Source organism: Marinimicrobium sp. UBA4209, assembly GCF_002381585.1.
In the GTDB taxonomy this organism is placed as follows: domain Bacteria; phylum Pseudomonadota; class Gammaproteobacteria; order Pseudomonadales; family Cellvibrionaceae; genus Marinimicrobium; species Marinimicrobium koreense.
Map to the genome: position 1 here is coordinate 17,952 of NZ_DFTP01000011.1, position 349 is coordinate 18,300.

1 protein-coding gene is annotated in these 349 nt (G+C 60.5%); it reads left to right on the forward strand.

Features of this window, described 5'->3' with window-relative positions; genetic code table 11:
- On the forward strand, positions 1 to 222 hold a 222-nt coding region (locus B3187_RS02125; protein ID WP_286804410.1), incomplete at its 5' end, for a hypothetical protein.
- Between the last annotated feature and the right edge of the window lie 127 nt (positions 223 to 349).

A 349-nucleotide genomic window follows, 5' to 3' on the forward strand; every position in this document is an offset into this window, starting at 1 on the left:
TATGAAGCCGGTGCCTGGACGCTTGAGGGAGCATCCGGGGTGGTTACGGTGGTCCCCTGCGGTGAATGGCTGATATGGCCCTGGCTTCAGGTGGTGCGTTTTCGTGAAGGCAACTGGCTGCGAGTGCACACCCTGGTGATTCTGCCGGACAGTGCCAGTGCTGACGACCGTCGGCGCCTTCGGGTGTGGTTGCGGATGGGGCGTTGGCATGAGGGACGCTGATCGCGAGCGGTCAGCGTCCCTCCGATCACACTATTCTTTGTTCACAATCACATTTTGGCCGGCGTAATTCATCGGCACCAGAATGGTGTCCCGCGCAATGGGTGAGCGCTCCGGATAGTCGAGGGAA